Origin of the sequence: Microcoleus asticus IPMA8 (assembly GCF_013179805.1) — a bacterium.
Classification (GTDB): Bacteria; Cyanobacteriota; Cyanobacteriia; order Cyanobacteriales; family Microcoleaceae; genus Microcoleus; species Microcoleus asticus.
In genome coordinates this window covers 4,123-13,369 of the sequence record NZ_SRRZ01000169.1, presented here as the reverse complement: position 1 = coordinate 13,369, position 9,247 = coordinate 4,123, and the positions used below count along the sequence as shown (strand labels likewise).

At 45.0% G+C, this 9,247-nt stretch carries 6 protein-coding genes and 1 pseudogene; 5 read left to right on the top strand and 2 right to left on the bottom strand.

Going from position 1 to position 9,247, the window contains the following annotated elements:
* Nucleotides 1-122 precede the first annotated feature (122 nt).
* Nucleotides 123-518 (top strand): creatininase family protein, encoded by a 396-nt coding sequence (locus tag E5S67_RS28870; RefSeq protein WP_339382768.1) that lies wholly within the window; start codon nucleotides 123-125, stop codon nucleotides 516-518.
* A gap of 81 nt (nucleotides 519-599) precedes the next feature.
* Entirely contained in the window at nucleotides 600-1,355 is a 756-nt protein-coding gene (locus E5S67_RS28865; RefSeq protein ID WP_172192469.1) for a DUF561 domain-containing protein, read from the top strand.
* A gap of 110 nt (nucleotides 1,356-1,465) precedes the next feature.
* Here the strand turns inward: E5S67_RS28865 and E5S67_RS28860 are convergent, their stop codons facing one another.
* Nucleotides 1,466-2,143 (bottom strand): hypothetical protein, encoded by a 678-nt coding sequence (locus E5S67_RS28860; protein ID WP_172192467.1) that lies wholly within the window; start codon nucleotides 2,141-2,143, stop codon nucleotides 1,466-1,468.
* A gap of 80 nt (nucleotides 2,144-2,223) precedes the next feature.
* Between E5S67_RS28860 and E5S67_RS28855 the strand changes: the two genes are divergently transcribed.
* From E5S67_RS28855 to dprA, 3 genes are all read left to right on the top strand, one after another.
* On the top strand, nucleotides 2,224-2,871 hold the full coding sequence (locus tag E5S67_RS28855; protein WP_172192465.1) for a DUF2301 domain-containing membrane protein: 648 nt from the start codon (nucleotides 2,224-2,226) through the stop codon (nucleotides 2,869-2,871).
* 87 nt (nucleotides 2,872-2,958) lie between these two features.
* A complete protein-coding gene (locus tag E5S67_RS28850) occupies nucleotides 2,959-3,603 on the top strand; it encodes a YdcF family protein (protein WP_246277030.1) in 645 nt (214 codons plus the stop codon).
* A 263-nt stretch (nucleotides 3,604-3,866) separates the two neighbouring features.
* Nucleotides 3,867-5,018: a DNA-processing protein DprA gene (gene dprA, locus E5S67_RS28845; RefSeq protein ID WP_172192461.1), complete on the top strand. Its 1,152-nt coding sequence runs from the start codon at nucleotides 3,867-3,869 to the stop codon at nucleotides 5,016-5,018.
* A gap of 385 nt (nucleotides 5,019-5,403) precedes the next feature.
* Here the strand turns inward: dprA and E5S67_RS28840 are convergent.
* Nucleotides 5,404-9,247: pseudogene (locus tag E5S67_RS28840) on the bottom strand (calcium-binding protein); the annotation flags it as partial.

Below are 9,247 nucleotides of genomic sequence, written 5' to 3'. Positions count from 1 at the left end.
GCAATCTGTTGAGCTTGTGTGTTTTTATAGCTTAACCGAAAAGAGTGCCTTTTTTTCTGTTGATTTTTGGTTCAGATTGCACTCACTGTTTCCACTTCTCTGCTGTATTGCGTAAGCGTTGCTTGCCGAAGGCATCGCATCCCTCTTTAAAAACTGTCCGGAGTATTGTTTGGCGCGTTCCGAATGTTGCTGCTGAATTATTGACGGCGAAGGAGTTGGAGTTTGGGATTCACGCGGGTGATGCAGAAACGAGTTTGATGTTGTCAATTTTGCCGCGATCGGTGAAAATGGAACGGGCTGTTACAGAATATCCGAAAAATTTGCCGATCGACAGTTTGCAGAGTATGGAAGGGAATTTGCCTTTTGCTTGGCTGACGCGAGAGTTGACTGAAAGTGGTGTGTTGGGCGATGTGACGGCGGCGAAAGAAAAGGGATCTCGTATTCTCGAATCTCTCTCTGACGGCTGGACACAAGTTATCAAAGATGTGCACAAATTTCGACAGCCGGGAAGTAATTAAAAATTAAGAATTAAAAATCATAAATTGTTCTAATCCGTGTCAAAATAAGTCTAAGAAATTTTTTGAGTTGGAAAACTAACGATGAGTGTAAATTCTAAATTGCAGCGCGCATTTGAGCAAGGTCGCGCCCTGAAAATTATCAGCGGTTTAAATAATTTTGATGGCGCGAACGTTGCGGCTGTCGTCAAAGCAGCGGATCTCGGCGGTGCTTCCTTTGTCGATATTGCTGCCGATCGAGATTTGGTATTGATGGCAAAACAATTGACAAATTTACCAATTTGTGTATCGGCTGTGGAACCGGAAAAGTTTGTGCCTGCGGTAGAAGCTGGCGCTGATTTGATTGAAATTGGCAACTTTGATGCTTTCTACGCAGTAGGCCGCCGCTTTGAAGCTGAGGAAGTTTTGCAGTTGACTCGCGAAACTCGATCGCTATTTCCGAACATCACTCTTTCTGTGACAGTTCCCCACATTTTGGCACTCGACAAACAAGTGCAATTAGCAACAGAATTAGTCAAAGCTGGGGCTAACATTATCCAAACTGAAGGCGGCACCAGCGCCCAGCCAATTCACGCCGGCACCTTGGGATTAATTGAAAAAGCAGCGCCTACTTTAGCCGCAGCCTTTGAAATTTCCCGCGCCGTATCCGTCCCCGTACTCTGTGCTTCCGGCATCTCCAGCGTCACCGCACCCCTCGCTATTGGAGCCGGTGCTGCGGGTATTGGTGTCGGTTCTGCTGTCAGCCAACTTAATAGCGAAGTGGCGATGATTGCGGCTGTTCGCAGTTTGGTTGAAGCTTTGGCTTTGGTTTCGCGATCGCACTTTGCCGCTTCAATTTAATTAAGAAGTTCGGCAACGAATTTAACGGATAGATGTTGAGGGAATAAGTCAAGCGTGAAGATTTTTTTCCCTCTCCTCTTCTCCCTCTCTCTCCCTCTTCCAATACTTCCTTAATAATTGGCAATCCACACGGCATAATCATCTAATAACTGATTGTTCGGGGAAATCATATCAACTGATTCTAACTCGGATAAAGGCAAGATAAACTTTTGGCACTCGCCGACGCGCTGCACTTCCACAAATATGCCTTCTTCCTCAACCCTAAAATCCTCAAACCGATTAATTTTGAATCTATCAGTAGAAGAAGGTTGAGTTTTTTTGAGCCTAGCATATTCTTTTTTACTGCCAGAACCTATCGTATATTCTTCTTCCCATTCAAACTCTTCTATACCGGTAACGTGGCACGGGAGTTGAATATTTTGCTTGATGTATTCTAGATATTTGGCGGAATTTTCAAGGCTGACATCAATATTTTTCGACCCTAAAATTTTCCTAATTTTACTTTCAAATTGCTTGAGACTAAAGGGGATACTTTCATGGAGATGGGCGAACATTTCTGGATCGAACCCCGAGCTAAATTCGGGTACTTCCGCCAGCAGGCGCTGCAAGTCGTTTAGCGGTTTCGGTCTTCTGCCTGCTACAATGGTTTCATCAAGCTGAACTACAGGAAGTTCGGATTGTGAAGGAAGGGATTTGCTTGGATCTGGGCGATCGTCCAATTTAGATTTGTTAACTTTAGACTGGTTAAGTTTAGGCTGGTTAAGTTTAGGCTTGTTAAATTTAGGCATCGCTCGGTCTCGCTATATCGGTTTATCAATAAAGTATATCTTGGCAGAAGTACATTCGTGTCTAATAGGAGGAAGCTGTAATGCAACTACTGAAATCGCCTGATGAATCGGAAGTCTATCAAGGACAATTCGGCGAGTTTACGATTACTCAAAGCGATCGCGCGGGAGTGTTGATTTACCGCGCTGGATTGGGGGTGGCGGCGCTGTGTTTTGCGATCGGCGCTACTCTGGTGCTGCAACAGGGGGACAACCCGATTGCAATCCAAGCTGTAACGCCTGTTTTTGCTTGTTTCTGGATAGCTTTAGGCGTCAGCTTGGCAACTATTCACATTTACATGATTGCGCTGCACCGAGCACTACAGGCGTTTTGGGCGATCGGTGGCGCGGCAGCATTGTTTGTGGCGTTACAAAGCAGCCAACCTCTAGCTTTAGCAGTGTACGAACATCCAGCCACGTTGTGGGGAATTGGCTTTACTTTTGCTGCCTTAAATGGCGTTTATTTTAAGGAAGCATTCTGCTTTAACCGCCTAGAAACTAAGTTTTTGACTCCGGGAGTTCCTCTCTTAATTTTAGGACATATTTTCGGCTTTTTGTCAGCCGAAAATGAACAGTTTTTGCTAGCAGTTTGGGCGGCTTTGTTTATCATATTTGCTGTGCGCAAGTTTTTTCAACCGATGCCGCAGGATATCGGGGATAAAAGCGTTTTTGAGTATCTGAAACACCAATAGTATAGTAGAAGGAAGAAGATCTGACTTCCTTCTTCCTTCTACATCTGCTATATGAATTTTGCAATCCTGCGAAAACTCAAAATCAAAATGAGTCTAATCCGCCGAGAAATGTGGGCAATTACCAGGAAACTTTGGGTAGTTGCTCTGATGGTATTAATAATTGCAATGCTCTTAATTCTCACAAATATCCATCCGTTTTTGGCGGTAAATGCGCCGATTAAAGCAGATATATTGGTTGTCGAAGGCTGGTTACCCGATTATGCGATCGAAAGTGCGATCGCCGAATTCAAAAAAGGCAAATACCGCCAATTAATTACCACAGGAGTTCCTTTAAGTAAAGGCTACTATTTGGCTGAGTATAAAAATTATGCCGAACTGACTGCCGCGACTTGTATTGCGCTAGGATTTGATAAAAACAAAGTAGTAGCTGTACCAGCAGCGAGTGTTGTGAAACACCGCACTGCTGCTTCTGCGATCGCACTTAGCGATTGGCTGGCTGCTTCTGCGATAAAAGTTGACTCAATTAATCTTTATTCTTTTGGCCCTCACGCCCGCCGAAGTTGGATTGTTTTCAAAGAAGTGCTGAATCCTGCCATTAAAGTTGGGATTATAGCGGCTGAACCGCAAGATTACAATTCCCAAGAATGGTGGAAATCGAGCGAAGGTTTTCGGACTGTGATCGGAGAAATTATTGCTTATATTTACGCCCGTTTCGTAGATTGGAAAACCTAGCCAGTAATTGTAAACTTCCTTCTTAATTCCCTTCGCGTTCTTAGCGCCTTCGCGGTTCGTAAAAAAATATTTATATAACAGTTTTAAATCTGTGGAAATACAGGACACGGCAGTGCCGTTTTCCTACCCGGCCATCTGTGAAAATACAGGACACGGCAGTGCCATTTCCCTACCCAAGGGATACAGGACACGGCAGTGCCGTTTCCCTACTATATTCAACCGAAGATGATAAAATTATTATCAGATAAGTTGAGGGCAACTCGTTGCTAGAAGAACGCGCTTACTGGTTAGCATGGTCGCAAATTAACGGTATCGGGCCGATTTTGTTGCAAAGATTGCATCAAAATTTTAATAGTTTGGCAGAAGCTTGGACGGCAAAACCAGTAGATTTAATGCGAGTCGAAGGGTTTGGCAAGCAGATACTTGAAACTATTTTGCAAGAACGAACTAAACTTAATCCTGAAGAATTTATCGAAAAACATCTTATAAAAAATCCCTGTTTTTGGACGCCCGCCGATCCAGATTACCCCCGCTTATTATTGGAAATTCCCAATCCACCGCCGGTGCTGTACTATCGCGGTTTAGTCGATGTAAAAGAGAATCAAGGAATTACGCCGACGGTGGCAATTGTTGGCACTCGCAGCCCTTCGGAATACGGCAGAAGGTGGACTCGCAAAATTAGTACGGCTTTAGCTAAAAGCGGTTTTACTGTGGTTTCGGGATTGGCGGCTGGCATTGATACAGAGGCTCATACAAGCTGTTTGGAGGCAGGAGGCAGGACTTTGGCTGTATTTGGAACTGGGGTCGATATCGTTTATCCTAAGCCAAATGAGAGGTTGTGCGATCGCGTTTTGCAGCAGGGATTGGCAATTAGCGAATATCCGGCGGGTACTCAACCGAATAGAACTAATTTTCCGCGCCGAAATCGCATAATTGCTGGGTTAAGCCGCGCTACAATAGTGATAGAAGCTCCGCACAAATCGGGCGCGTTAATTACTGCTTATCAAGCGAATGATTTTTGCCGGGATGTGTATGTTTTGACGGCAAGATTGGATGACGAGCGTTCTTTTGGGTGTTTGGAATTGCTGAGTAAAGGTGCTCATCCGATTCTGCCGAGTAGCGATCGACTCCTAAGCGAAGAGAGGTTGTTGGAAATGCTCGGAGCTATGCCAAAATTGGATAATGCGCAGCAGTTGTCGCTGTTTCCGGCAAATCCGACGGTTGAAAAGCAAGGGCCGCCGTTGGAGCCGGAATTGGCTAAGGTGTTAAGTGCGATCGCATCTGGGCCGATTTCTTTTGATACAATTGTCGAAGCAGCGGGATTAGAAGCGGGAACAGTTTCTAGTATACTTTTGCAGTTGGAATTGTTGGGATTAGTTTCGCAGTTACCGGGAATGCGATATCAGCGGTGCTGATGTTAAAGGTAAAATATAACCATCAATAACACGGCAAATCTGGAAACGGCAATGCCATTTCCTTACCCCCAAATAATTATGATCTCGACTCGGATGTAAGCATCACCCGATTAATTGTAGGGAAACGGCACTGCCGTGTCCTAATTTCGGGTAACAGGTAAAATCAACCGGATTGGATCATGAAATTGCCCGATTCACCCCCCTCGGATATAACCAACGACAACACGGCTACGAAGGACAGGTCAATGCCGTTTCCCTACCCCAAAACGTCGTAGCAAGGGCGAGGATCCAACGCCCTCGCCCAATCGAATATAACTATCGACAACACTGCCATTGAGGACACGGCCATTCAACAATTGAGGACACGGCATTGCCGTGTCCCTACTCAAATCAATCCGAAATTAACAGCACTGATACTGCTAGCAGAAACACCGACCAGAGAAGCTAAAATCTCCCCTGTTTGTGGCAACCGGATTAATGTTGCATCGCTATCTTGGACAATTTCCAATTGCGAGAAACTCAACCCGTTACCCAATACTAACAAGTCTTGGCCAACTTCAAAGTCAGCAACAGTAGCAATACCAGAATTGGTAGATAATAAGAAGCGATCGCTCCCTACGTCCCCTACTAAGGTATCATTCCCCAAATCGCCACTGAGGAAATCGTTACCCTGACCTCCTAGCAGAATATCATTGCCTTGACCGCCGTAGAGGGTATCGTCGGATTTTTCACCAATTAGGATATCTTCACCTCGATTGCCAGAAAGGAAGTCACTAGCCGCACCACCAGTCAAGGTATCAAAACCCTTTCCGCCGTAGAGAGTATCGTCACCAATTCCACCATCTGTTAAGTCGTTCCCCTGATTGCCATTCATCCAATCGTTGCCATCAAGACTAAACAGCAAGTCATTTCCTTTTTTACCGCGCAATATATCATCGCTAGCGCTGCCCATGAGGGTATCATCGCCATCTGTGCTTTCGGTAGTATTTTCCCCATCTTTAACGAATTCAATACCGCTGCTGGAGAAAGGTTCTTCGGGTGTAGATGGTGTACTGGAGTCATCTGTATCTAAAGTATTGCGCACTGTTGGATTGTTAGCTGTCGCCGACTGAATTTTGGTATTTAGAGATGCACCAGTATTTTCGGAAATCGCCGACTGAATCGTCTTATTTCCGGCTGCGACTTGCAGTAAATCTTGGGCTACTTCTCCTTGTGCGACTTTTTGTATGCGGGCGATTTCTGTCGCGGCATCTGAGGGCGAGGTATTGCTGGATGCGAGATCACTAATTCGCTGATTTCCCTCGGCAATAATTTGGGCAGCATCCGAAGCAATACTAGATACTTGCGGTACTTGCAGTTGACTCGTCGCCGACTGAATAATCGCTTGCAATTGGGTGGAATTGCTTAAGTCGAGAGTGCCAGATTTAATTTGATTGGCTATGGTGGAAATTACGCTAGAGGCAATTTCATTTTTATCAGTAGTTGCAGCACCGCTAATTAAATCTGTGATTGAGACAATGGTATTTTGTACCTGAGCGTGTGCTGCATAAACCGCTAAACCATTGGGATCGTTTTGAGTAATTGCTGCTAGCGGATCGTAGCTAGTCAAGTCAATTGCTGACGACAGTCCCAGTGCAGATTTAACCTGACTTTGCGCCTGATTGGGGTCAGTACCTTGTTCGACTAACTCTGTCATTAGGGTAGTTAACGGAGTGACGACAGTAGCATCTGGTGTGGCAAATAGGGGCGTTTGCTGCGGCAAATAAGTAGAGGTATTGATGCCGTCAATCAGTACAATTTTGCCTTCATTTGGTTCGAGGTCGCCGCTGTTATTTTTGTCGAATTGGTCAAGAGAGACATCTAAGTCAAAGCTGCCATCGGCGTTAGTAATTGAGAACGGTTCGTTTTCATCTTTGATTCCATTAAAGTTGGCATCGAAGAAGACTGTCCCCCCGGTTATGTAACCGTTAATTGCTCGGCCCCTAGTGCTAGAACTCGGCCCCAAACTAAAGTTAGCTAACTCAAATGTGGCAAAGTTATTGTCGTAGACTGTTTTGTAATCTAATCCGCAAGGAATACGTATGGTGATTGCAGGGATTATGGTTTTGCCAAAAATTTTCAATGCTGGAGTGGTTTTATTACAGAATTGGACTGATATGCTCTTAACCTCCGCGCCCAAGAAAGCATTAACTTTTCCTGTTACATCAAACAGTTCCGAGGGTTTGCTGATGCGGGAAGTAATTTCCGATGTTCGGATTTTTCCGTCGCCGCCGACTTTGGGCTGGAATTCTCCGATATCTATCAGATCGATGCCTACCTTTCCTTGAATTCCGCCTTTGACATAACCCTCGGCAATTTTTGGTACCTTTACCCCAGCACCTGCGCTAATGCTAGCGTCAAGACTGAGTTCGTCAACATCTGGCCCTGTACCGTCAGCATTTTCGCGATCGCTCACATAAAATCCATCCAAAACTTTGTCAGCAGAACTCGCAGCAAAGTTAGAGTTTTTCCACTGGTTTAATCCATAGGTATCGTACCCAAATCCTAAATGAGCGGCAGCACTAAACTTGCCTTCCAGTAAACCCTTAAGCGGCCCCCATATCTGAAAATCTTTCCGAATATTAAAGTCAAATCCCAGTTTTGGCATCTGATAGGTGAATACGGGAACATCCGGTTTACCTATCAGTAACTGAATCGCAGTTTGCGGTTGGGTCAAGAGTGGGATATCAAAGCCATCAATATCTTGTAAAGCATTTAAGAAGTCCTTGACCTTGCCGCCTGTTTTGGAGTTGATTTGTTGGCTGGCGGTTTGCTGTAGGGCAGTTTTTGGCACTGGCGAAGCATTTTGAAGATTCGCACTGTTATCGGCAACATCTATATTCCCCAGAGTGTAGGAACCCAAGTCGATTTTATCGGGAGAGTTCGCTATTTGGTTTGCCAAATCAACAACTTTATCAATCTTGGCAACCGCATCTAAAAAGCTAGTATCGATATCGGTATTAGAGATTTTTGCGGCCAGTTCTAGTACACTGACTTTGCCATCCCCATTTTTATCGAATGACCCCGCTATACCTAGTTTAGATAGTAACTTGGTGTCGGCATTCAGAAAGTTGATAACTGGTCGAAATGGTTTAATGACATCGGAAATTTTACCGATAACTGGTTTCGCAAAATTATTGACAAATGTCCCCAAATCAAGTTGCATATTGTTAAATGCAACTGTGGGCTTTTGCGGCCCGGTTAATTGACCGTTAGCGTAATTTAGGAGCGGCCAATTAACTGCTAAGTCGAAGTTATAGGAGGGGAATGCAGCATTGCCGTTGATGCTGGTTTTTGCTGTGAGACCGAGATTAGCATTGCTCGTTAAGTTTGCTTTGAATAAGTCTTTAAACTGATAGCTGCCTTGCAGTTCTGGCAAGGTGAGGCGATCTCCATCATTCGGGCCGCCCAGATTGTCTAAGTCCTTCAGCTTGACTTCAAGATTGGCATCGACTTTAGTAGGGTTTTTGGTATCGTTGGCCAGGTCAACTTGGAAAAAACCTAAGTTGCCTTTTGCCTTGAATTGGTCATTTAGGCCGAAGTCAATGTTGGCGGTTAATTTGGTTTTGTCAGTATCTATGTAGCAGCCAAACTCTTTACTGACACCAACTCCTAGGGACAAGTTGTAGTTGTATTTTGATTTGGCTTTTCCATCTACATCTAAGCTTAATGCCGGTACTCCTAAGTTTTTCGAGAGATTGATGTCGGGAAACTGATATTGTTTGCCCACAGTAATTAGCAAGCTACTTTCATCAGGTGTCGAATTCCCAGTTAGAGCGACTGTGAAATCTGGCCCAAGTGCTGTGCGGATGCTACTTTCTAACTGACTCAGAGTTTGATTTGCCCCATTTTTAACTGCATCGACTAACTTAGTCTTGAAGTTGCCAATAAAATCTGGGGAAATGTTCTTGAGCGGGCCGACAATGGGTAGGTTAACTGCCTGTAATTGGTCGTCAAGAATTTTCTCAAGTTTATCCAATCCAGCTTCTACGCCGCACCAATTCTTCTGTGTGTCGGCTGTTTCGTTACCTAGCGGTGTTTCGTTACCTGTCCTCAAGTTAAATGTCGGAGCAGGTGTCGGCGTCGGAGTCGGCGTCGGTGTAACAGTTGTTGGCGTAGCGGTAGGCGTAGCAGTCGTACGAGGACGCTCGCGCGAGGGCGTGCTGGTAAGGGGTGTAGGCAGGGGGCAG

Bases quoted from the DNA above. Each gene is read 5' to 3' on its own strand.
- E5S67_RS28865 (WP_172192469.1), top strand. From the start codon at position 600: ATGAGTGTAAATTCTAAATTGCAGCGCGCATTTGAGCAAGGTCGCGCC.
- E5S67_RS28860 (WP_172192467.1), bottom strand. From the start codon at position 2,143: ATGCCTAAATTTAACAAGCCTAAACTTAACCAGCCTAAACTTAACCAG.
- E5S67_RS28855 (WP_172192465.1), top strand. From the start codon at position 2,224: ATGCAACTACTGAAATCGCCTGATGAATCGGAAGTCTATCAAGGACAA.
- E5S67_RS28850 (WP_246277030.1), top strand. From the start codon at position 2,959: ATGAGTCTAATCCGCCGAGAAATGTGGGCAATTACCAGGAAACTTTGG.